Here is a 20,803-nt window from a genome sequence, read left to right as displayed (position 1 = left end):
AGCGTGCTGGAGGGCATGAACAATCGGATCAAGGTCATCAAGCGGATGGCCTATGGGTACCGCGACATGGAGTACTTCTTTCTGAAGATCCGTGCCGCGTTTCCCGGCAAAGTGCGATGAACCAGAAAAAAGCGCCCGCAGGCGCTTGATTCTTCGACTTGAGTGGTGGAGGCGGCGGGAATTGAACCCGCGTCCGCCGGCACTCGCCCATTGGCTCTACATGCTTAGGTCCGTCTTTTCATTTAACGCTGCTGGCTCCGACGGGCAGGATTCAGCAGCGCGATTCCTCGAGAGTTTAACGATCGACGGGAGGACGCCGCCGACCGCGATCCCATCAGTCTTGGCTCATATCCCCTCCGCGATGAATGGGCACATCGCTTCGGGGCCGGGCTAGAAGCCAGCAGGTTTAAGCTGCCAGCGCGCCCTGAGCGTAGGTGTCGTCGTTTGCGACTATTTAATCGTGATGTTGGATTTACGAGATACATCACGCTCTCGGCATGCACCGCAGGGGTTGTCACCGGCGTCGAAACCATGTCGCCCCCGTAACGCACATCCTATCAGGATGTTCAATACAAGGACACCTCAGGCGCGGTTTTGTTCCCGCATGATGCGGCCTTTCTGGCGCTGCCAGTCGCGGTCCTTCTCGGTGGCGCGCTTGTCGTGAAGCTTCTTGCCGGTCACCAGCGCCAGCTCGCACTTGACGCGATTGCCTTTCCAATACAGCTTGAGCGGCACGCAGGTATGCCCCTTCTCCTGAGAGCGGGAGAAGATCTTGGCGATTTCCTTGCGATGCAGCAGCAGCTTGCGCGTGCGCGTGGGATCGGCCACCTCATGGGTGCTGGCGGTGTTGAGCGGCATGATATGACTGCCCAGCAGCCACGCCTCGCCGTTCTTGACCAGTATGTAGGTGTCGGTGAGCTGCGCCTTGCCGGCGCGCAGGCTCTTCACCTCCCAGCCGGCGAGCACCAGTCCCGCCTCGAAGGTCTCGTCGATGTGATACTCGAAACGTGCCTTCTTGTTCTGGGCGATGACGTTGTTGCCGGGGCCCTTTCCCTTGCCTTTCTTGTTGGCCATGGAACCTCGTGTCGTGTTCTGCCGGTGGCTTCGACCCTTCGATGTGGGGGGAAGCGTGATACCATTCAAGGCGTAAAACAACGGCTCATCATACGCCTTGGGTTCAGTGAAGTCAGCGGAGAGCGCAATGCCAACGGTCAACCGGTCCGCCTTGGTGCGGCACCCGCCAAAGGACATGTTCGAACTGGTCAATGACTTCGAGCGCTATCCGGAGTTCCTGCCGGGGTGTCGGCATGCGCGGTTGCTCGAACGTGACGATTCGCACCTGATCGGCGAGATGACCCTGGGGCGGGCCGGCATCGAGCAGAGCTTCACGACGCGCAACGACCTGATCGAGCCCGAGCGTATCGAGATGTCGCTGGTCAACGGCCCTTTCAAGCGCCTGCGCGGGCGTTGGCTGTTTCTGCCCATGGGCGAGAACACTTGCAAGGTGTGCCTGGAGCTGGAGTTCGAGTTCGCCAATCGCCTGCTTGGCATGGCATTCGGCAAGCTGTTCCAGCAGGTGGCCGGACAGCTGGTGGACTCCTTCACGCGGCGTGCCGATGAGCTCTATGGCCGCTAGCGATGTTCGCCGCACCGGCGGCGCAACCCTCGCCGTCGAGGTGGCTTTCGCCCTGCCCGGGAAGCAGCGCATCGTCTCGCTGCGGGTGCCCGTCGGAACCACGGCCAGCCAGGCCGTGCGGCAGGCCGGGCTCGAGGCGCTCTTTCCGGAGGTAGTGCCGGCGACATTCGCTGAGCCCGAGCTCGGCATCTTCGGTCAGCGCCTGCGCGAACCGCAGCACCACCGTCTGCGTGACGGCGATCGGGTCGAGATCTACCGGCCGCTCACGATCGACCCCAAGGCCGCCCGCCGGGCCCGCGCCGGCCGCTGAGCGAGTAGCCAGGAGGCGGGATCAGTCGATCAGCTCATCATCGTCACCGGACGAGGGTTCACCGCCGGTAGGCACCGCGCCTCCGGTTTCCGGCGCGCCAGGATTCGCGCTGGGGGCCGGGCCCGGTAGCGCTTCCGTGGGGTCGGTGCCCTCGACAGCCGGACCGGCTCCCTCTTGAGGACGCAGCTCGATATCGGTTTCGAAGTCGCCTTCGCGATCGATGTCAGCGAGCTGGCCGTTATTGAAGGTGAGGGTCAGACGGCGCTGCTTCACGTCGCCGTAGGCCTCATCGAGGCGGAAGACATAGTCCCACTGGTTGGCATCGAAGGGGGCCTCGAGCAGTGGGCGGCCCATCACGTCCACCACTTGCTGTTGGCTCATGCCGGGCCGTAGCTGCTCGACCATCGCCTCGTTCACCAGGTTGCCCTGGGGGAGGTCGCGCTTGTAGACACCTACGTAGCTGCAGCCACCGGCCAGGGAGAGAGCAGCAGTAAGACAGACGGTTTTGATCAGCTTTTGCATTTGAGTCGGTTCTTCACTATCGTGGATTCGGTCGATCATACCCGACCCTACCTGATACTGCGAAGAGCGACCATGGCCGACCAAAACCATGAACTGCGCAAGGCGGGCCTCAAAGTCACCTTGCCGCGCGTGAAGATTCTGCAGATCCTCGAGAATGCTGAGGGGCAGCACCATCTCAGCGCCGAGGATGTCTACAAGACCCTGTTGGATGCCGGCGAAGACGTTGGCCTGGCGACGGTGTACCGCGTGCTGACGCAGTTCGAGTCGGCCGGTCTGGTCATCCGTCACAATTTCGACGGTGGGCATGCCGTATTCGAACTCTCCCAGGAGGAGCACCACGACCATATGGTGTGCCTGGAGAGCGGCGAGATCGTCGAGTTCTTCGACGATGTCATCGAACGGCGCCAGCAGGAGATCGCCGAGGAGCACGGCTACGAGCTCGTCGATCATGCTCTGGTGCTATACGTGCGGCCCAAGGGGTCGAACGCCACGCGTCAGGAAGGCATCCAGAAGAAGTAGTCTGCCTTCTTTTCGATCGTCGACGCCCCGGCACGCTGTTGCAGCGTGCCGGGGCGCCGTCGTGCGCGTGGGGTCGGTCCCTCAGTGGTGAGCGCTGAACTGGCCGGCGTCGAGCATTTCACGGGCATGGGCCAGGGTGCGGTCGGAGAGTTTCACCCCGCCCAGCATGCGGGCCAGTTCGCTGACGCGGCCGGCTTCGTCGAGCAGTGCCATCTCGGTGCGGGTGGCGTCTTCGCGTGCCTGTTTGGCGATGTGCAGGTGCTGATGAGCCTGGGCGGCCACCTGCGGCAAGTGGGTCACGGTCATCACCTGGCCGCCGTTACCCAGACGGCGCAGCAGGCGACCGACGATCTCGGCGACGGCACCGGAAACGCCCACGTCGACCTCGTCGAACACCAGGCTGGGAATGGTGGAGTGCTGTGCCGCTACCACCTGGATCGCCAGGCTGATGCGTGACAGCTCGCCACCCGAGGCCACCCGGGCCAAGGGGCGCGGGGGTTGGCCGGGGTTGGCGCTGATCAGAAAGCTCACTCTTTCCAGGCCCTCGGCTTGGGGCGTCTCCCGCTCGTTGATTTCCACCTCGAAACGCGCCTTGTCCATGGCGAGCAAGCCGAGCTGCTCCTGTACCGCCTTGGCGAAGCGGCCGGCGGCCTGACGACGCGCCTCGCCCACCTGCTGTGCCTGCTTTCGCCAGCTGTCGCGCAGGGACTCCACCTCGGCACGCAGCGCCTCGATCTCATGGTCGCTGCCCTCGAGCCCCTCGAGTTCCATGCTTAGCCGGCGGTGATGCGACTCGAGCTCGTCCGGCATGACGTGGTGCTTGCGCGCAATGCGGTGCACGTCGGCCAGCCGCGACTCCACCGAGGCGAGCCGCTCCGGCTCGAGCTCGGTGGTGTCGACGAAGCGGTGCAGCTCACGGGCGGCCTCTTCGATCTGGATGCGGGCCTCTTCGAGCATGCCCAGGGGCTCCGCGAGCCGTTCCCGTGCCTGGGAAGGAAGGGCGTCGAGCCGTCCGGTGGCACGAGTGAGCAGCGACAGGGCACCCCCCTCGTCATGGTCGCAGCACTCGGCGGCGAACTGGGCGTCGCGCAGCGTTTCCTCGGCGTGGGCGAGCTCGGCCTGCTCCTGCTCCAGGCTGGGCAGCTCGCCTTCAGCCAATGCCAATTGATCGAGCTCCTCCACCTGATAGCGCAGCAGCTGACGGCGTGCCTCCGCTTCGTCGCCGCTGGCCGTGAGCTGTTTGAGACGGCGTCGGCTCTTCTGCCAGCGGTGGAAAGTGTCGGCGAGTTCGGCGACGGCGGTGCGCTGGCCGGCCACATCGTCGAGCAGGCGCTGGTGGGTCTCCTCGCGCAGCAATGCCTGATGGGCGTGCTGGCCGTGAATCTCGACCAGACATTCGCCCAGCGCCTTGAGGTCGGCAATGGTTGCCGGCTGGCCGTTGATCCATGCCTTGGAGCGGCCGGCGGCGGTAACGACGCGACGCAGCAGGCAGTCATCGACGGGCAGCTCGCGAGCCTCCAGCCAGGCCTTTGCCGCTGGCAGCCCGGCGATCTCGAAGCGGGCGCTGACATCGGCGCGCTCGCAACCGTGGCGCACGCTGGCGCTGTCGGCCCGCTCGCCCAGGCACAGTCCCAGCGCACCGAGCAGGATCGACTTGCCGGCCCCGGTTTCGCCGGTGATGGCGGTCATGCCGCCGGTGAGCTCCAGGTCGAGGCACTCGACGATGGCGTAGTCGCGAATGGCTAGCTGCGTGAGCATCGCTCCCTCCTGGTGTCCGGCCCGTGCCGGGGCCTGGATGTCCGTACACTTGAATTGGTTTTATATACAGTAGTTCAGGAGCGTTCTCAATGCACGCGGGACATCTGCAGTGGAGGCTGCCTTGAGATTGACGCGATGGCCCCCATATAGGCGGCAGATTGCCACCTTAATACCGATACCCGTTCATGGCCCGCCATTACGGGCCGAGACACAGTTGCAGGAGACCTTCATGGCCAAGCAATCCCAGACACCGCTGGAAGACGAGCTGGCGAGGCAGGAGCAGGAGGCCGAGGGGCAGCCCGAGCAGGCGCCGGACGAGGCCGGCGCGATCGAGGGTGCCGACGAGGCCGAGGCGCTCGCCAGCGAGGCCGAACCCGCCGACTCCGAGACGAGCGGCGACAACCCCGAGGCCGAAGTGCTGGCTGCCAAGGTGGAAGAGCTCGAGCAGAGCCTGGCCGATGCCAAGGATCAGGCGCTGCGCGCCGCCGCCGAGGCACAGAACGTGCGTCGTCGCGCCGAGCAGGAGGCCGAGAAGGCGCGCAAGTTCGCCCTCGAGAAGTTCGTCAAGGAGTTGCTGCCGGTCATCGACAGCCTCGAAAAAGCGCTCGATGCCATGGGCGAAGATGCCACCGAGGCGCATCGCGAGGGCGTGTCGATGACGCTGAAGATGCAGCTCGACGTGCTGGGCAAGTTCGGCGTCGAAGTGGTCGACCCCCAGGGCGAGCCCTTCGATCCGCAGTACCACGAGGCGATGGCCATGGTGCCCAACCCCGAGATGGAGCCCAACAGCGTCATGGAAGTGGTGCAGAAGGGCTACCTGCTCAACGGCCGCCTGGTGCGCCCGGCGATGGTCGTGGTCAGCCAGAGCGCTGACTGAAGGGCCCAGCGAAAGGGTGGTGGCGGACTTGAAAAGTCATGCCCCGCCCCCCAGATAGACGACAAACCCGCGGCAAGCGCCGCAGACACGGATCAAGGCAACGAATTCGAGGATTTCCTATGGGACGCATCATCGGTATTGACCTGGGGACCACCAACTCTTGCGTGGCCCTGCTCGAAGGCGACAGCGCCAAGGTGATCGAGAACGCTGAAGGCGCCCGCACGACGCCTTCCATCATCGCCTACACTGACGACGGCGAAACGCTGGTGGGCCAGGCGGCCAAGCGCCAGGCGGTCACCAACCCGCACAACACCCTGTACGCCATCAAGCGCCTGATCGGCCGTCGCTTCAAGGACGACGTCGTCCAGAAGGACATCAAGATGGTGCCCTACAAGATCACCGAGGCCGACAACGGCGACGCCTGGGTGGAAGTGAAGGGCAAGAAGCTGGCTCCGCCGCAGGTCAGCGCCGAAGTGCTGAAGAAGATGAAGAAGACCGCCGAGGACTACCTGGGTGAGGAAGTCACCGAGGCGGTCATCACCGTGCCGGCCTACTTCAACGACAGCCAGCGCCAGGCCACCAAGGACGCCGGTCGCATCGCCGGCCTCGAGGTCAAGCGCATCATCAACGAGCCCACGGCGGCGGCGCTGGCCTACGGCATGGACAAGTCGCGCGGCGACAAGACCATTGCCGTCTACGACCTGGGCGGCGGTACCTTCGATATCTCCATCATCGAAGTGGCCGACGTCGACGGCGAGACCCAGTTCGAGGTGCTGGCCACCAACGGCGATACCTTCCTGGGCGGCGAAGACTTCGACCTGGCACTGATCAACTACCTGGTCGATCAGTTCAAGTCCGACAGCGGCATCGACCTGTCCGGCGACAACCTGGCCATGCAGCGTCTCAAAGAAGCCGCCGAGAAGGCCAAGATCGAGCTCTCCAGCGCCCAGCAGACCGACGTCAATCTGCCCTACATCACGGCGGACAACACCGGTCCCAAGCACCTCAACGTCAAGGTGACCCGCGCCAAGCTGGAGTCGCTGGTGGAGGACCTGGTGAAGCGCTCCATGGAGCCGTGCAAGGTCGCGCTCAAGGATGCCGGGCTGTCCGCTTCCGAGATCGACGACGTCATCCTGGTCGGTGGCCAGACCCGCATGCCCATGGTGCAGAAGTCCGTGGCCGAGTTCTTCGGCAAGGACGCCCGCAAGGACGTCAACCCGGACGAGGCGGTGGCCGTGGGCGCCGCCATCCAGGGCGGCGTGCTGGGCGGCGACGTCAAGGACGTGTTGCTGCTCGACGTCACCCCGCTGACGCTGGGCATCGAGACCCTGGGCGGCGTGATGACTCCGCTGATCGAGAAGAACACCACCATCCCGACCAAGAAGACCCAGACCTTCTCGACCGCGGACGACAACCAGACCGCCGTGACCATCCACGTGCTCCAGGGCGAGCGCAAGCAGGCGGGCGGCAACAAGTCGCTGGGCCGCTTCGACCTGGCCGACATTCCGCCGGCGCCGCGCGGCGTGCCGCAGATCGAGGTCGCCTTCGATCTGGATGCCAACGGCATTCTCAACGTCTCCGCCAAGGACAAGGCCACCGGCAAGGAGCAGTCCATCGTCATCAAGGCCTCCAGCGGTCTGACCGAGGATGAGATCGAGCAGATGGTTCGCGATGCCGAGGCCCACGCTGACGAGGACAAGAAGTTCGAGGAGCTCGTCCAACTGCGCAACCAGGCCGACGGCATGGTTCACGCCGCGCGCAAGACCCTCGAGGAAGCCGGCGACAAGGCCAGCGACGACGAGAAGCAGAAGATCGAGAGCGCCATCGAGGAGCTCGAGGAGGCCGTCAAGGGCGACGATCAGGAAGCCATCCAGGCCAAGCTGGATGCCCTGACCGAGGCCTCGGGCAACCTGGCGCAGAAGCTTTACGCCGAGCAGGCCGATGCCGAGCAGGCGCAGCAAGCCGGTGATGAGCCTGGAGAAGGCGCCAGCAAGCCCGACGAAGACGTGGTCGACGCCGAGTACGAGGAAGTCAACGACGACCAGAAGAAGCAGTAACCGCCGGACCTGGCCCAGGACGACGGCAGCGCGGGGGTATGACTCCCGCGTTGCCGTTTCCGCGGCTCGGGCGGTCACTGCCTAGACCAGGAGGCGCAAGGACTCATGTCCAAACGCGATTTTTACGAGGTGCTGGGCGTCGAGCGGGATGCCGACCAGAAAGACATCAAGAAGGCCTACCGACGCCTGGCCCAGAAATACCATCCGGATCGCAACCCGGATGACGATACGGCGGCGGAGAAGTTTCGCGAAGTCTCCGAAGCCTACGAAGTGCTGGCCGATAGCGAGAAGCGCGCCGCCTACGATCAGTTCGGCCACGCCGGGGTCGACGGCCAGGCCGGTGGGTTCGGTGGCCAGGGTGGCTTCGGCGGTGCCGGTGCCGGCGGTTTCAGCGACATCTTCGGCGACGTTTTCGGCGACATCTTCGGTGGCGGCGGGCGGCGCAACCCCAACGCGCCGCAGCGCGGCAGCGACCTGCGCTACAACCTCGAGCTCGACCTGGAGAGTGCCGTGGCCGGCACCAGCGTGGACATCCGCGTGCCGCGCCACATCGAGTGCGAGCGCTGCGACGGTGCCGGTGCCGAGCCGGGCTCCAGCAAGGAGACCTGCCCGACCTGTCACGGTCACGGCCAGGTACGCATGCAGCAGGGCTTCTTCGCCGTGCAGCAGACCTGCCCCACCTGCCACGGCAGCGGCCAGCACATCAAGGTGCCGTGCCACAAGTGCCACGGCGAAGGCCGGGTACGCGAGACTCGCACGCTCTCGGTGAAGATTCCCGCCGGCGTCGATACCGGCGACCGCATCCGCCTCAACGGCGAGGGCGAGGCCGGGATCAACGGCGGCCCGCCGGGCGATCTCTACGTTCAGGTGCACATCAAGCCGCACCACATCTTCCAGCGCGACGGGCGCCACCTGCAGTGCGAGGTGCCGATCAACTTCGTCGACGCCGCACTCGGCGGCGAGCTGGAGGTGCCGACCCTGGACGGCCGAGTCAAGCTCAAGATCCCGCCCGAGACCCAGACCGGCAAGCTCTTCCGCCTGCGCGGCAAGGGCGTCAAGCCGGTGCGCGGCGGCCCGCCGGGCGACCTGCTGTGCAAGGTGGTGGTCGAGACCCCGGTGCATCTCAACGAGGAGCAGAAGGACTTGCTGCGCAACTTCCAGGAGAGCCTCGACGGCAGCAACAGCCGCCACTCCCCGAAGAAGACCAGCTTCTTCGACGGCGTGAAGAAGTTCTTCGAGGACATGAAGCCGTAACGGCTAGCCTTGGTGGGATGGCTGCACACGGCCCCGACATCTTGCGATGTCCGGGGCCGTGTCGTTTCTGGTCCATGCGTAGCCCAAGGGCTGGCAAGACATAGGGTATGCTGCATTGATAATCGGAGTTATTGGCTTGACGTCTAGGGGCACAGGCAGTGGCGTTGGATAGCTGGTGGGGCGAAAATGCCCTCTTTTTACTCGTACCCGCAGGCAATCGTTTTCATGGACGACCTGGCTGACCGGCCCCTGGCCGGCATTACGCTCCGGCTGTTGTCGGGGGTGCTCTTCACGGCGATGATGGTGTGCGTTAAGGCGGCCAGCACGGTGGCCCCGCTGGGGCAGGCCGTGTTTTTCCGTTCGGCCTTCGCACTGCTGCCCATCGTGGCCTTCATGGCCTGGCGTCGGGAGTTTCCCGCAGGCCTGGCTACCCGTCGGCCTGCGGGACATCTGCTGCGTTCGGGGCTTGGCGCGGCAGCGATGTTCGCCTCCTTCGCGGCGCTGGCGCTCTTGCCCGTGGCCGAGGCGACACTGCTGGCGCAGTTGACTCCTGTATTGATGGCGCTGGGTGGCGTGTTGCTGATGGGGGAGCGGTTTACCGTTCACCGTGGTGGGGCGCTCTTGCTGGCGATGGCCGGCGTGGCCGTTCTGGTGCTGCCTGAATTGGGGGGCGACGGCGCTTCGCTGAAGGGATATGCCCTGGGACTTCTCGCGGCCTTTCTCTCGGCGGGGGCGCTACTGACGGTAAGGCGCATTTCGCGCACCGAAACGCCGGGAGCCATCGCCTTCTACTTCATCCTGGTGTCGGCGCTGGCGGGCTTGGCTACCTGGCCGTTTGGCTGGGCTGCCCTTGCCGGGCCGGAGTTGGGACTGTTGGTGCTTTCAGGCTTGTTCGGCGGTGCGGCGCATATCTGCATGACCTTGGCGCTACGCTATGCCGAGGCTTCGCGGCTGGCGCCTTTCGAGTATTTGGCCTTGATCTGGCCGGTGGTGGCCGACCTGGCGATCTTCGGGCTGGCGCCCTCCGCCGGCTTTCTGCTGGCCCTGCCCCTGGTGCTGGCCGGGGCAGGCCTGGCGGTGCTAGAGGGGCGCAGGATCAGATGGCTTCTTCGACGATGAGCTGGGGCCACCCCTTGGAACAGGCTTCGATGCGCGACTCCACCCGATAGACTCGCCGCAGCAGCTCTGGGGTGACCACCTGGTCCGTGGGGCCGCAGGCGATCAGTCGACCACTCTCGAGTATCATCGCCTGATCGGTAAAGCGCAGGGCATGTCCCAAGTCATGGAGTGCCACCAAGATCAGCATCTTGCGCTCCCGGGCCAGCCGTCGCAGCACCGTCAGCAGGCCGATCTGGCGATTGAGGTCCAGCGCCGAGGTGGGCTCGTCGAGCATCAGGATCTCGGGCTCCTGCACCAGGGCCTGGGCAGCGCTCACCAGCTGTCGCTGGCCGCCGCTGAGATCGCCGATGTCGCGTTCGCTGAGATCTTCGATGCCCAGTTCATTCAGGGCCTGGTCGACCCGAGCCAGATCTTCGGCCCCGACCTTCAGCGCGCGCCCTTGCATGCGTGCCAGCAGCACCGACTCGTAGACCGTCAGCACTGCCTTGGCACCAGTGTCCTGAGGCATATAGGCCACGGGATTCTCAGCGGTGGTGCCGCCGAGCACGACCTCGCCCTCTCCCTTGAGCAGGCCAAGGATACGGCGGAAAAGGGTAGACTTTCCCGCGGCATTGGGGCCGAGCAGGGCAACGACCTGCCCCCCTTCGAAGGGTGGGGTGCTGATCTTCGCCAGGATCTGATGACGACCATAACTGGCTGAAAGGCGGTCTAGCTTGAGCGTTACCATGAAGCCTTCTTACGGTTGAGCACGAGGAACAGGAAGAAGGGGATGCCCACCAGCGAGGTGATGATCCCGATGGGAATGATGGTGCCGGGCAGGATTACCTTCGACAGCACCGAGCCGACGGAGAGAATCAGGGCCCCGCACAGCGCCGAGCCCGGCAGGAAGAAGCGTTGATCCTCGCCCAGTAGCAGCCGGGCGATATGCGGCCCGACCAGGCCGATGAAGCCGATGGTGCCGACGAAGGCCACGGCGATGGCTGCCAGCAGAGAGACGAGCACCAGCACCTCCAGGCGCAGGGCATGCGGCTTCACGCCCAGGCTCTCGGCCTTGGCATCTCCCAGGCGCATGGCGGTGAGCGCCCAGCCGTGGCGCGCCAGAAGTGGCAGTACCGCCATCAGCACTCCCAGGGCGATCCATAGCTTGGGCCAGGTCGCCTTGGTCAGGCTGCCCATGGTCCAGCACACTACCGCGGCCACCGCCTGCTGGCTGGCAAAGAATTGGATCAGCGCCATCAGCGAGTTGAAGATGAACACCATGGCGATGCCCAGCAAGACGATGGTTTCTATGGTGACCCCGCGCCTGAGGCTGAGCGCGTGAATCAGAAAAGCGGTGAGCATGGCCATGACGAAGGCGTTGACCGGCACGACGTACTCGATGGCGCCGGGGATGATCGCCACACCGAAGGCCAGCGCCAGTGCGGCGCCGAAGCTGGCACCGGCGGAAATGCCCAGGGTGAAGGGGCTGGCCAGGGGGTTGCTGAGGATGGTCTGCATTTGGGCGCCAGCGACCGACAGGCTTGCTCCCACCACCAGGGCCATCAGTGCCACCGGCATGCGGATCTCCCAGAGGATCACTCGGACCTGCTGGCTGACGGCGTCGGGGGTGAGTAGGCCGGTGACCACCTCGCCCAGGCTGAAGCGGGCAGGGCCTAGGGCAAGGTCGATGCAGAGGCTCAGGAACAGCGCCGCTACCAAGGTGCCGAGGATGAGCTGGCGCTTGAGCACCATGGCGCGATAGAAATCGCGCCCACGGGAGTCATCGACGGCGGCTAGCTCAGTGGTCATCGAGCGACACCCAATAGCCGGCTTCGTAATCCACAGGCAGGAAGCGCTCGTGCAGCTCCTTCATGGTAGCTTCGGGGTCGAGGTCGGCGAACAGTTCCGGGTGGAACCACTTGGCCAGCCTCTGTACGGCGACGAAGTAGTAGGGGCTGTTGTAGAACTGGTGCCAGATGGCGTGGAAGTTGTCGTTCTCGACGGCCTCGATGCCGGTCATGGCGGTGCGCTCGGTCAGCGCCTCGAGCTTGGTGCGGGCGGTTTCCATGTCGGCGCCGGGGCCCACGCCGACCCAGTCGCCGCCGGGTACGTAGGCGTCCCAGTTGCCGCCGGTCACTACCACCTGCTGCGGGTCGGCGGCGATGATCTGCTCCGGGTTCAGCGTGCCGAAAGTGTTGGGGATGATGCCGTCGGCGATGTTGGTGCCCCCGGCGAGTTCCACGTATTCACCGAAGTTGCCAGGGCCGAAGCTCATGCAGCAATCCTCCGAGTAACCGCCGGCACGGTCGATGAAGACTCTGGGGCGCTCGGGATTGGCCTCGGCGATGACGTCGGTGACGCGGGCCATCTGGGCCTCGGAGTAGGCGATGAAGGCCTCGGCGGCCGCTTCTTCACCCAGCAGTTTGCCCATCAGTCGCATGGACGGGATGGTGTGCTCGAGCGGATCCTCGCGGAAGTCGACGTAAAGAATGGGAATGCCCAGCTCGGCGAGCTTTTCGTCGTAGCCGGCATCCTCGGTGGCCGTCTTGGCCTCGAGGTTCATCAGTACCACGTCCGGCTCCAGGGAGGCGGCCTGTTCCACGTCGAAGGTGCCGTCCTTGAAGCCGCCGAAGGTAGGGATCGACTCCAGCTCGGGGTATTTTTCGGCGTAGACGGCGTAATTGTCCGGGTCGGCCTGAGAAAAATCCTCCCGCCAGCCCACCACGCCGGCAAAGGGATCCTCGGGCTGCAGGGCGCCGAGCAGGTAGATCTGGCGACCTTCTCCCAGGATCATACGCTCCACGGGGACGTCCACGGTGACCTCACGCCCGGTGATGTCGGTGACGGCGATTTCATCGGCCAGGATCGTCGTGCCGGCAAGAGCGACGGCGGTGCCGCAGACGGCGTTCAGCAGCAGTTTGTGCATGTTCAGTCTTGCTCGCTGGTTGAGGGTAGTCTTGGAGCTCTCGATCGCGGAGTGGTACGACGAGTGTCGTGTTTCTTCCATGATGGGATCGAGTTTCACTAGCTAAGGCGCATATTTCTCATTCGTGTATCGGCCATTATGATCGAATCCAGCGTCGTCGTCGAGACGGCCGCCGAGCCGCCCCGGCCTCAGCGGTTACACAGAGGCAGGCGTACTGGCTTCGGGTCAGCCCGGTTGATTGGAGGCACATCGTGTCCGCGTGCATTCAGGCAGCTCGAGAAATGGCGATACGGGCTGGCGCCAAGCCCCCGCCTGGCCTTAGTCTGAGCGCAGAATCCACATGAGCGGAGGCAGCGATGCCGATTTCACGAGCCGAGATTCCCGTCGACGATGCGCCGAGCCTGATCGAGCGGCTGTGCGAGGAGTGGTCCGAGTCGCAGCAGGTGCGCCGCGAGAGCGAGCGGGTGTGCGTCGTCTTCACCGAGGGCACCTGCGTCCTCTATCCCGAGGCGGAGAAACTGATCGTGGCGCTCGAGTCGCTGGAAGACGAGGCGCTGGATCAGCTCGAGGCCAAGGTCGATGGGGCGCTGGAAGCGCTGGACGGTGAGAACCTGGATATCGTCTGGGAGACGTGAGCGGGGCGCTCTCGCCCCGCGCGGCCCACTTCGGCATGCTGCTGTGGGCGCTGCTGGTCGGGCTCTCCTTTCCGGCGGTGGGGCTGATGCGGGAACTGCCGCCACTCACGCTCACCGCACTGCGTTTCGCCATTGCCTGCACCGGGCTGTGGTGCCTGGCGCGGCGTGCGCCGGGTTTCCTGCCTGCCCTGCAGGTGTTGCCTCTCTATGGGATCATGGGGCTGTGCCTGGCCGGTTTCTTCGGCGCCATGTTCTGGGCGGCGCATCATGCCACGGCGCTGGCCATGTCGACGCTCTACGTCAGCGTGCCGCTGCTCGCCTACCTGCTGGGGCTCGGCTTTGGCCTGGAGCGGCTGGCCTGGCGGCTGCCGGCCATCCTGGCGTTGGGTGCCGGCGGTGCCCTGGCCCTGGCCTTCGCCGAGTCGCTGGGTCAGGCAGGCGCATGGCGCTTCGGCCGCGGCGAGGCGGTCTTTTTCCTGGGCTGCATCGCTTCGGCGCTCTATCCGGTGCTCAGCAAGTGGGGGCTTTCCACCGGCCGGCTGGCCGAGTCGGCGGCGGTGCGAACCTTCTGGAGCCTGGGGCTCGGCGGGGTGTTGATCGGATTGCTGGGGCTTGCCATCGAGCCGGTGGCACGGCTGGCGACGATGCGTCTCGGTGATGCCATGCTGCTCGTCTACCTGGGGCTCTTCTCGAGCGCCCTGACCTTCTGGCTGCTACAGCGTGCCACGGCGGTGCTCACACCGGGGGCCGTCACCGCTTACGGCTACCTGGTTCCCTTCGTCTCCATGCTGCTGCTGTTCATCGAGACCCCGGCGCGCCTGGGCTGGGAGTGGCTGCCCGGCAGTTTGCTGGTGCTCGCCGCCATGGCTTTGTTGATGCGCCAGCGCGAGCCTTCGGCCAACTGATGGCGACGGTGTCGGCTCTGGTATACTGCTACCCATTCTCGAACCGCTAGCGCTTTTCTCAGGAGTGAACATGACCCGTATCGCCATCGTGGGTGTCGCTGGCCGCATGGGCCGCACCCTGGTCAATGCCGTGCAGCAGGATGACGGCGCCACTCTGGCCGGCGGCGTCGTCGAGCCGGGCAGTTCGCTGGCCGGGGCGGACGTCGGCGAGCTGGCCGGGCTCGGCAAGCTGGGCGTGGCGGCCGCGGAGTCGCTGGAGGCCATCGTCGATGACTTCGACGTGCTGATCGACTTCACCGCCCCTCGGGTGACGCTGGCCAATCTGGCGTTCTGTGCCGACCACGGCAAGCGCATCGTCATCGGCACCACCGGCCTCGATGAGGCGCAGATCGCCGAGCTCGACGGTTATGGCGACAAGTTGCCCATGGTCTTCGCCCCCAACATGAGCGTGGGCGTGAACTTGACCCTCAAGCTGCTGGAGACGGCGGCCAGGGCGCTGGGCGACGAGGGCTACGACATCGAGGTGATCGAGGCGCATCACCGCCACAAGGTGGACTCCCCCTCGGGCACCGCGCTGAAGATGGGCGAGGTGGTCGCCGAGAGCCTGGGCCGCAACCTCAAGGAGCACGGCGTCTTCGAGCGTGTCGGCCAGTGCGGGCCCCGCGACCCCAAGGAGATCGGCTTTGCGACCGTTAGAGCGGGCGATATCGTCGGCGAGCACACCGTGATGTTCGCCACCGAAGGTGAGCGTATCGAGATCACCCACAAGGCATCGAGCCGCATGACCTTCGCCAAGGGCGCGGTGCGCGCCGCCCGCTGGGTGGCCGGCCAAGACAACGGCCGCTACGCCATGCAGGACGTGTTGGGTCTTTGACCCCAGCGCTGTTGCAGGAAGGCAGGGGCTCGGGGCTGTTCCGTCGACAAGCCTGCCGGGAGGCGCTGTGAATCCCTCCCTGGACGCTACCTTCGCCATCCATGGCGAAGGACCTCCCTTTCGGCTTGTCCCCGGCGCCCCTCGCGATGAGACGCGGAGATTACCTTGGCGTAGGCCCCACGGGGTGGTCGCCGGGCGCCATATCCTGTAACATCCCCAAAATTTTGGCCGGGCGCATGGGTGAAAGCCCCCTTCGCAGCGCTTGTTGCTTCGGCCCAGGCATTCCGAGCGAATGACAACAAGCGGGATGAAACCGGTCTGCATCGGGTTTCGTCCCGCTTTTTTACGACTGCTCGACGGTCGAGCCCGGTCGTCGGCAGATGCACGAGCCGACTAGAATTCCTTGACGAGCATGGGAGGACGTTGCATTGAACAAACCCGCGATACTGGCCCTGGAAGAGGGTAGTGTATTCCACGGCACGGCCATCGGTGCCGATGGACAGACCAGCGGTGAGGTGGTGTTCAATACGGCCATGACCGGTTATCAGGAGATCCTGACCGACCCCTCCTATACCCGCCAGATCGTGACCCTCACTTATCCGCACATCGGCAACACCGGCGTCAATGGCGAGGACGTCGAGTCCGACGCCATTGCCGCTGCGGGGCTGGTGATTCGCGACCTGCCGCTGCTGGCGAGCAACTTTCGCAGCGAGCAGACCCTCGCCGACTACCTGGCCAGCCAGAACGTGCTGGGCATCGCCGATATTGATACCCGTCGTCTGACGCGCATCCTGCGCGACAAGGGCGCCCAGAACGGGGCCATCCTGGCCGGCGCGGACGCCGAGGGTGAGGACGCCGTGGAACGTGCCCTGGCCGCAGCCCGCGACTTCCCCGGCCTCAAGGGCATGGATCTGGCCAAGGTGGTCTCCTGCCAGTCCGCCTACGCGTGGAGCGAGGGCGAGTGGGCGCTGGGCGAAGGCTACGCCGATGCCGCCGCGGGAGAGCGTCCCTTCCACGTGGTCGCCTACGACTACGGCGTGAAGCGCAACATCCTGCGCATGCTCGCCTCCCGCGGCTGTCGGCTGACCGTGGTGCCGGCCCAGACCCCGGCGGCCGAAGTGCTGGCCATGAATCCGGACGGCATCTTCCTGGCCAACGGCCCGGGCGACCCCGAACCCTGCGACTACGCCATTACCGCCATCCGGGAACTTCTCGAGACCCGACTTCCGGTATTCGGCATCTGCCTGGGGCATCAGCTGCTGGCGCTGGCGTCCGGGGCCAAGACGGTGAAGATGAAGTTCGGCCATCACGGTGCCAACCATCCGGTGCAGGATCTCGACAGCGGTCAGGTGATGATCACCAGCCAGAACCATGGCTTCGCCGCCGACGAGGCGACCCTGCCGAGCAACGTGCGTGCCACCCATCGCTCGCTGTTCGACGGCTCGCTGCAGGGCATCGAGCTCACCGACCGTCCGGCCTTCAGCTTCCAGGGACATCCCGAAGCGAGCCCCGGCCCGCACGATGTCTCGCCGCTGTTCGACCGTTTCGTCGCGATGATGCAGGCGCGTCGCTAGAGACCGGCCGCCGCCCCTCGTTCGTCACCTTTTTCTGCGGGAAGCACCATGCCCAAGCGTAACGACATCCACAGCATCCTGATCATCGGCGCCGGCCCCATCGTCATCGGCCAGGCGTGCGAATTCGACTACTCCGGCGCCCAGGCCTGCAAGGCACTGCGCGAGGAGGGCTACCGGGTCATCCTGGTCAACTCCAATCCGGCCACCATCATGACCGATCCGGTGATGGCCGATGCCACCTACATCGAGCCGATCACCTGGCAGGCGGTGGAGAAGATCATCGAGGCCGAGCGCCCCGATGCCATCCTGCCCACCATGGGTGGCCAGACGGCGCTCAACTGCGCACTGGACCTGGACAAGCACGGCGTGCTCGAGCAGTACGGCGTGGAGATGATCGGCGCCAACGCCGATGCCATCAACAAGGCCGAGGACCGCGACCTCTTCGACCAGGCCATGAAGCGCATCGGCCTGGAATGCCCCAAGGCCAAGGTCGCCCACAGCATGGACGAGGCCTGGCAGATCCAGGCCGAGCTCGGTTTTCCGGTGATCATCCGCCCCTCCTACACCATGGGCGGCTCCGGCGGCGGCGTGGCCTACAACAAGGAGGAGTTCGAGGAGATCTGCACCCGTGGCTTCGAGCTCTCCAACAACCACGAGCTGCTCATCGACGAGTCGCTGCTGGGGTGGAAAGAGTACGAGATGGAGGTCGTTCGCGACCGCAACGACAACTGCATCATCGTGTGTGCCATCGAGAACTTCGACCCCATGGGCGTGCATACCGGCGACTCGATCACCGTGGCCCCCGCGCAGACGCTGACCGACAAGGAGTACCAGATCATGCGCGACGCCTCGCTGGCGGTGTTGCGCGAGATCGGCGTCGAAACCGGTGGCTCCAACGTGCAGTTCGGCGTCGACCCGGACACCGGGCGCATGGTGGTCATCGAGATGAATCCGCGGGTGTCGCGCTCCTCGGCACTGGCTTCCAAGGCCACCGGCTTTCCCATCGCCAAGATCGCCGCCAAGCTGGCGGTGGGCTACACCCTGGACGAGCTCGCCAACGACATCACCGGGGGGCGCACTCCGGCCTCTTTCGAGCCGTCCATCGACTACGTGGTCACCAAAATTCCGCGCTTCACCTTCGAGAAGTTCCCCCAGGCCAACGACCGTCTGACCACTCAGATGAAGTCGGTGGGCGAGGTGATGGCCATCGGCCGCACTTTCCAGGAGTCGTTGCACAAGGCACTGCGCGGCCTGGAGACCGGCAACGACGGCCTCGATCCCAAGTTTCCTGATTTCAAGTTCGGTGAGTTCAGCGACGACGCTCTGGCGCACATCAAGGGCGAGCTTCAGGCCGCCGGCGCCGAGCGCATCTTCTACGTGGCCGATGCCCTGCGCTCCGGCATGAGCGTCGACGAAGTCTTTGCCCTGACCCGTATCGATCGCTGGTACCTGGTGCAGATCGAGGAGCTGGTGCGTCTCGAGCAGGACGTGGCCAAGCGCTCGCTCTCCGAGTTCACCCCTCGCGAGCTCTTCCGGCTCAAGCGCAAGGGTTTCAGCGATGCCCGCCTGGCGAGCCTGCTGGGCGTTGCCGAGAAAGAGTTCCGCAAGACCCGCCAGAAGGCCGGTATCCGCCCGGTCTACAAGCGCGTCGACACCTGTGCTGCCGAGTTCGCCTCGGATACCGCCTACATGTACTCCACCTACGAGGAGGAGTGCGAGGCAGAGGTCTCCGGCCGCCAGAAAATCATGGTGCTGGGGGGCGGCCCCAACCGCATCGGCCAGGGCATCGAGTTCGACTACTGCTGCGTGCACGCCGCACTCGCCATGCGCGACGACGGTTACGAGACCATCATGGTCAACTGCAACCCCGAGACCGTTTCCACCGACTACGACACCAGCGATCGCCTCTACTTCGAGCCGGTGACCCTGGAGGACGTGCTGGAGATCGCCGACAAGGAACAGCCCGCGGGGGTGATCGTGCAGTTCGGCGGCCAGACGCCGCTCAAGCTCGCCCGCGAGCTCGAGGCCGCCGGCGTGCCGATCATCGGCACCACGCCGGACGCCATCGACCGTGCCGAGGATCGCGAGCGCTTCCAGCAGATGATCGACAAGCTGGATCTCAAGCAGCCGCCCAACGCCACGGCGCGCAGCTTCGACGAGGCCTTCGCCAAGGCCGAGGCGATCGGCTACCCGTTGGTGGTGCGCCCCAGCTACGTGCTCGGCGGCCGGGCCATGGAGATCGTCTACGACGCCTCCGAGCTGGAGAACTACATGACCCATGCGGTCAAGGTCTCCAACGACTCGCCGGTGCTGCTCGACCACTTCCTCAATGCCGCCATCGAGATCGACATCGATGCCGTTTCCGACGGTGAACGGGTGGTGATCGGCGGCATCATGCAGCACATCGAGCAGGCCGGGGTGCACTCCGGCGATTCGGCCTGTTCGCTGCCGCCCTATTCGCTGCCTGCCGAGGTGCAGGACGAGATGCGCCACCAGGTCGAGAAGATGGCCGTGGAGCTCGGCGTCAAGGGATTGATGAACGTGCAGCTGGCCTGGCAGGACGACGAGATCTACGTCATCGAGGTCAACCCGCGCGCCTCGCGTACCGTGCCGTTCGTCTCCAAGTGCATCGGCACCTCGCTGGCCCAAGTGGCAGCACGCTGCATGGCCGGTACCAGCCTGGCCGAGCAGGGCTTCGAGCGGGAAATCGTGCCGCCCTTCTACAGCGTCAAGGAGGCCGTCTTCCCGTTCAACAAGTTCCCCGGCGTCGATCCCATCCTGTCGCCGGAAATGAAGTCCACCGGCGAGGTGATGGGCTCGGGGGACACCTTCGCCGAGGCCTTCTACAAGGCGCAGCTGGGCGCCGGCGAGGCGATTCCGGCGCTGACCGGCGAGCGCAAGGCGTTCCTCTCGGTGCGCGACCCGGACAAGGCGGGTGTTATCGAAGTGGCCCGTTCTCTGCTAGCATTGGGGTTCGTTCTGGTGGCCACGCGTGGTACCGCCGCCGCCCTGGAAGCGGCCGACCTGCCGGTCGAGATCGTCAACAAGGTCTACGAAGGCCGCCCGCATATCGTCGATCTGCTCAAGAACGACGAAATCGCCTATATCGTGAACACCACCGAGGGTCGTCAGGCGATCAATGACTCCTCGGTCATCCGCCGTACCGCGCTAGCCCGCAAGGTGCCCTACGCCACCACTCTGGCAGGGGCGAGCGCCGTTTGTCTGGCGCTGGAATACGGCAATGCCATCACGGTGCGGCGGCTTCAGGAACTGCATGCAGGAGCAACGCAATGAACAAGGTCCCGATGACCGTTGCTGGGGAAGCGCACCTGCGCAAGGAGCTCGAGGAGCTCAAGAGCGAGGCGCGCCCCAGGGTGATCGCCGCCATCGCCGAGGCCCGTGAACACGGCGATCTCAAGGAGAACGCCGAGTACCACGCCGCCCGCGAGCAGCAGGGCTTCATCGAAGGGCGCATTCAGGAGATCGAGAGCAAGCTCTCCAGCGCCCAGGTGATCGACGTCACCAAACTGCCCAAGACCGGCAAGGTGATCTTTGGCGTTACGGTGGACCTGATCAACCTCGACACCGACGAGGAGGTACGCTATCGCATCGTCGGCGAGGACGAGGCGAACATCAAAGAGGGGCGTATTTCGGTCACCTCGCCCATCGCTCGGGCCTTGATCGGCAAAGAGGAGGGCGACGTGGTGGTGGTCAAGACGCCGGGCGGCGAAGTCGAGTACGAGATCGCCGGGGTCGAGCATCTCTGAGCTACGAGCTACGAGCTACGAGCTACGAGCTACGATCCAGCGAAAGCCCGCGACAATCGATCGCGGGCTTTTTGTGAAGTTGCTCGCCGCC

Annotated in this window: 20 protein-coding genes and 1 other RNA gene; 14 read left to right on the top strand and 7 right to left on the bottom strand. The window is 65.1% G+C overall.

Annotated features, from left to right (window positions below):
* On the top strand, positions 1–120 hold a 120-nt coding region (locus GFD32_RS08560), incomplete at its 5' end, for a transposase (protein ID WP_163575429.1).
* Between the two features lie 43 nt (positions 121–163).
* Here GFD32_RS08560 and ssrA read toward each other — a convergent pair.
* Together ssrA and smpB are read right to left on the bottom strand one after the other, a co-directional pair.
* Positions 164–542: a transfer-messenger RNA gene (gene ssrA / locus GFD32_RS08555) on the bottom strand.
* 40 nt (positions 543–582) lie between these two features.
* Positions 583–1,074 carry an SsrA-binding protein SmpB gene (gene smpB / locus GFD32_RS08550; RefSeq protein WP_163576141.1) on the bottom strand — a complete coding sequence of 164 codons (492 nt, stop codon included), beginning with the start codon at positions 1,072–1,074 and terminating at the stop codon, positions 583–585.
* Positions 1,075–1,201: 127 nt separating this feature from the next.
* On the opposite strand from smpB, the gene GFD32_RS08545 reads away from it, so the two are divergent.
* Complete coding sequence (locus tag GFD32_RS08545; RefSeq protein ID WP_163576140.1) at positions 1,202–1,636, top strand: type II toxin-antitoxin system RatA family toxin; 435 nt, start codon at positions 1,202–1,204, stop codon at positions 1,634–1,636.
* Complete coding sequence (locus GFD32_RS08540) at positions 1,626–1,946, top strand: RnfH family protein (RefSeq protein WP_163576139.1); 321 nt, start codon at positions 1,626–1,628, stop codon at positions 1,944–1,946. Before GFD32_RS08545 ends, GFD32_RS08540 begins: the two co-directional genes overlap by 11 nt.
* A gap of 21 nt (positions 1,947–1,967) precedes the next feature.
* Here GFD32_RS08540 and GFD32_RS08535 read toward each other — a convergent pair whose 3' ends face one another.
* Positions 1,968–2,468, bottom strand: a complete 501-nt coding sequence (locus tag GFD32_RS08535; protein WP_163576138.1) for an outer membrane protein assembly factor BamE — start codon at positions 2,466–2,468, stop codon at positions 1,968–1,970.
* Between the two features lie 72 nt (positions 2,469–2,540).
* On the opposite strand from GFD32_RS08535, the gene fur reads away from it, so the two are divergent.
* Complete coding sequence (gene fur, locus GFD32_RS08530; RefSeq protein ID WP_163576137.1) at positions 2,541–2,987, top strand: ferric iron uptake transcriptional regulator; 447 nt, start codon at positions 2,541–2,543, stop codon at positions 2,985–2,987.
* Between the two features lie 81 nt (positions 2,988–3,068).
* Here fur and recN read toward each other — a convergent pair whose 3' ends face one another.
* Positions 3,069–4,745: a DNA repair protein RecN gene (recN, locus tag GFD32_RS08525; protein ID WP_163576136.1), complete on the bottom strand. Its 1,677-nt coding sequence runs from the start codon at positions 4,743–4,745 to the stop codon at positions 3,069–3,071.
* 229 nt (positions 4,746–4,974) lie between these two features.
* On the opposite strand from recN, the gene grpE reads away from it, so the two are divergent.
* The 4 genes from grpE to GFD32_RS08505 all read left to right on the top strand — a co-directional run bounded on the left by grpE (position 4,975) and on the right by GFD32_RS08505 (position 10,052).
* Positions 4,975–5,622, top strand: a complete 648-nt coding sequence (gene grpE, locus GFD32_RS08520) for a nucleotide exchange factor GrpE (RefSeq protein ID WP_163576135.1) — start codon at positions 4,975–4,977, stop codon at positions 5,620–5,622.
* A gap of 119 nt (positions 5,623–5,741) precedes the next feature.
* Positions 5,742–7,679, top strand: a complete 1,938-nt coding sequence (dnaK, locus tag GFD32_RS08515; protein ID WP_163576134.1) for a molecular chaperone DnaK — start codon at positions 5,742–5,744, stop codon at positions 7,677–7,679.
* A gap of 105 nt (positions 7,680–7,784) precedes the next feature.
* The gene (gene dnaJ / locus GFD32_RS08510) at positions 7,785–8,933 is read left to right on the top strand and encodes a molecular chaperone DnaJ (RefSeq protein ID WP_163576133.1); all 1,149 of its coding nucleotides are present in this window, start codon (positions 7,785–7,787) and stop codon (positions 8,931–8,933) included.
* 225 nt (positions 8,934–9,158) lie between these two features.
* On the top strand, positions 9,159–10,052 hold the full coding sequence (locus GFD32_RS08505) for a DMT family transporter (protein WP_163576132.1): 894 nt from the start codon (positions 9,159–9,161) through the stop codon (positions 10,050–10,052).
* Here GFD32_RS08505 and GFD32_RS08500 read toward each other — a convergent pair.
* Genes GFD32_RS08500 through GFD32_RS08490 form a run of 3 tightly spaced genes read right to left on the bottom strand, consistent with a single transcriptional unit; the run spans position 10,030 to position 12,957 of the window.
* Positions 10,030–10,779 (bottom strand): ABC transporter ATP-binding protein, encoded by a 750-nt coding sequence (locus tag GFD32_RS08500; RefSeq protein ID WP_163576131.1) that lies wholly within the window; start codon positions 10,777–10,779, stop codon positions 10,030–10,032. The genes GFD32_RS08505 and GFD32_RS08500 overlap by 23 nt on opposite strands.
* Positions 10,773–11,840, bottom strand: coding sequence for a FecCD family ABC transporter permease (locus GFD32_RS08495; RefSeq protein WP_163576130.1), 1,068 nt, complete (start codon positions 11,838–11,840; stop codon positions 10,773–10,775). The genes GFD32_RS08500 and GFD32_RS08495 overlap by 7 nt, the downstream gene beginning before the upstream one ends.
* Positions 11,830–12,957: an ABC transporter substrate-binding protein gene (locus GFD32_RS08490; protein WP_163576129.1), complete on the bottom strand. Its 1,128-nt coding sequence runs from the start codon at positions 12,955–12,957 to the stop codon at positions 11,830–11,832. The genes GFD32_RS08495 and GFD32_RS08490 overlap by 11 nt, the downstream gene beginning before the upstream one ends.
* Before the next feature lie 356 nt (positions 12,958–13,313).
* Between GFD32_RS08490 and GFD32_RS08485 the strand changes: the two genes are divergently transcribed.
* The 6 genes from GFD32_RS08485 to greA all read left to right on the top strand — a co-directional run bounded on the left by GFD32_RS08485 (position 13,314) and on the right by greA (position 20,712).
* Positions 13,314–13,592, top strand: coding sequence for a DUF2218 domain-containing protein (locus tag GFD32_RS08485; protein ID WP_163576128.1), 279 nt, complete (start codon positions 13,314–13,316; stop codon positions 13,590–13,592).
* Positions 13,589–14,497: an EamA family transporter gene (locus GFD32_RS08480; RefSeq protein ID WP_240455584.1), complete on the top strand. Its 909-nt coding sequence runs from the start codon at positions 13,589–13,591 to the stop codon at positions 14,495–14,497. Before GFD32_RS08485 ends, GFD32_RS08480 begins: the two co-directional genes overlap by 4 nt.
* 70 nt (positions 14,498–14,567) lie before the next feature.
* Entirely contained in the window at positions 14,568–15,371 is an 804-nt protein-coding gene (dapB, locus tag GFD32_RS08475) for a 4-hydroxy-tetrahydrodipicolinate reductase (protein WP_163576127.1), read from the top strand.
* 428 nt (positions 15,372–15,799) lie between these two features.
* On the top strand, positions 15,800–16,945 hold the full coding sequence (carA, locus tag GFD32_RS08470) for a glutamine-hydrolyzing carbamoyl-phosphate synthase small subunit (protein ID WP_163576126.1): 1,146 nt from the start codon (positions 15,800–15,802) through the stop codon (positions 16,943–16,945).
* A 48-nt stretch (positions 16,946–16,993) separates the two neighbouring features.
* Complete coding sequence (gene carB / locus GFD32_RS08465; protein WP_163576125.1) at positions 16,994–20,239, top strand: carbamoyl-phosphate synthase large subunit; 3,246 nt, start codon at positions 16,994–16,996, stop codon at positions 20,237–20,239.
* The gene (gene greA / locus GFD32_RS08460) at positions 20,236–20,712 is read left to right on the top strand and encodes a transcription elongation factor GreA (RefSeq protein ID WP_163576124.1); all 477 of its coding nucleotides are present in this window, start codon (positions 20,236–20,238) and stop codon (positions 20,710–20,712) included. The genes carB and greA overlap by 4 nt, the downstream gene beginning before the upstream one ends.
* Positions 20,713–20,803 lie beyond the last annotated feature (91 nt).

The sequence above is a fragment of the Halomonas faecis genome (assembly GCF_010993975.1).
GTDB classification, from domain to species: Bacteria; Pseudomonadota; Gammaproteobacteria; order Pseudomonadales; family Halomonadaceae; genus Halomonas; species Halomonas faecis.
This window is presented reverse-complemented; position numbering and strand designations above follow the sequence as displayed.

Excerpts from the sequence above, each read along its gene's own strand:
- dnaK (WP_163576134.1), top strand. The coding sequence starts at position 5,742 with ATGGGACGCATCATCGGTATTGACCTGGGGACCACCAACTCTTGCGTG.
- GFD32_RS08490 (WP_163576129.1), bottom strand. The coding sequence starts at position 12,957 with ATGCACAAACTGCTGCTGAACGCCGTCTGCGGCACCGCCGTCGCTCTT.
- GFD32_RS08495 (WP_163576130.1), bottom strand. The coding sequence starts at position 11,840 with ATGACCACTGAGCTAGCCGCCGTCGATGACTCCCGTGGGCGCGATTTC.
- GFD32_RS08535 (WP_163576138.1), bottom strand. The coding sequence starts at position 2,468 with ATGCAAAAGCTGATCAAAACCGTCTGTCTTACTGCTGCTCTCTCCCTG.
- greA (WP_163576124.1), top strand. The coding sequence starts at position 20,236 with ATGAACAAGGTCCCGATGACCGTTGCTGGGGAAGCGCACCTGCGCAAG.
- dnaJ (WP_163576133.1), top strand. The coding sequence starts at position 7,785 with ATGTCCAAACGCGATTTTTACGAGGTGCTGGGCGTCGAGCGGGATGCC.
- fur (WP_163576137.1), top strand. The coding sequence starts at position 2,541 with ATGGCCGACCAAAACCATGAACTGCGCAAGGCGGGCCTCAAAGTCACC.
- GFD32_RS08505 (WP_163576132.1), top strand. The coding sequence starts at position 9,159 with ATGGACGACCTGGCTGACCGGCCCCTGGCCGGCATTACGCTCCGGCTG.
- GFD32_RS08545 (WP_163576140.1), top strand. The coding sequence starts at position 1,202 with ATGCCAACGGTCAACCGGTCCGCCTTGGTGCGGCACCCGCCAAAGGAC.
- recN (WP_163576136.1), bottom strand. The coding sequence starts at position 4,745 with ATGCTCACGCAGCTAGCCATTCGCGACTACGCCATCGTCGAGTGCCTC.
- dapB (WP_163576127.1), top strand. The coding sequence starts at position 14,568 with ATGACCCGTATCGCCATCGTGGGTGTCGCTGGCCGCATGGGCCGCACC.
- carB (WP_163576125.1), top strand. The coding sequence starts at position 16,994 with ATGCCCAAGCGTAACGACATCCACAGCATCCTGATCATCGGCGCCGGC.
- grpE (WP_163576135.1), top strand. The coding sequence starts at position 4,975 with ATGGCCAAGCAATCCCAGACACCGCTGGAAGACGAGCTGGCGAGGCAG.
- GFD32_RS08500 (WP_163576131.1), bottom strand. The coding sequence starts at position 10,779 with ATGGTAACGCTCAAGCTAGACCGCCTTTCAGCCAGTTATGGTCGTCAT.
- GFD32_RS08540 (WP_163576139.1), top strand. The coding sequence starts at position 1,626 with ATGGCCGCTAGCGATGTTCGCCGCACCGGCGGCGCAACCCTCGCCGTC.
- smpB (WP_163576141.1), bottom strand. The coding sequence starts at position 1,074 with ATGGCCAACAAGAAAGGCAAGGGAAAGGGCCCCGGCAACAACGTCATC.
- GFD32_RS08485 (WP_163576128.1), top strand. The coding sequence starts at position 13,314 with ATGCCGATTTCACGAGCCGAGATTCCCGTCGACGATGCGCCGAGCCTG.